The 387-nt window shown below is 50.6% G+C and carries 1 protein-coding gene and 1 pseudogene; one reads left to right on the plus strand and one right to left on the minus strand.

Going from position 1 to position 387, the window contains the following annotated elements; genetic code table 11:
• Positions 1 to 176 (plus strand): annotated as a pseudogene (locus A3730_RS09350) (type 1 glutamine amidotransferase domain-containing protein); the annotation flags it as partial.
• A 37-nt stretch (positions 177 to 213) separates the two neighbouring features.
• Here the strand turns inward: A3730_RS09350 and A3730_RS29610 are convergent.
• Positions 214 to 387, minus strand: a complete 174-nt coding sequence (locus A3730_RS29610; protein ID WP_369819057.1) for a cytochrome d ubiquinol oxidase subunit II — start codon at positions 385 to 387, stop codon at positions 214 to 216.

A 387-nucleotide genomic window follows, 5' to 3' on the forward strand; every position in this document is an offset into this window, starting at 1 on the left:
AGCTCACCGATATCGTTCCCTTTCTGGTCGAAGACATGCTCAAGGCCAATGGTGGTATCTATGAAAAAGGCGATGACTGGGCCAGCCATGTAGTCACCGATGGCAATTTGGTGACGGGACAAAACCCTGCCTCCTCAGAAGCAGGGGCAAGAGCCTTACTGAAACTGCTGGCGTAACGGCACCATAATAAAGGGCGCCAACAGGCGCCCTTTATTATTCATAACTCAGGTCTGTGGCTTTACCACGGAAGACCCGGTAGATAAAAAACGTATAGCCAAGAATCATTGGTAGCGTAATCACTGTTCCCCAGAACGTGAATAACAACGATTCCGTCGATGATGCCGCATCCCAGATCGATAGCCGCCCCAGAACGATATCCGGGAACAG

This window comes from Alcanivorax sp. HI0044 (assembly GCF_001634945.1).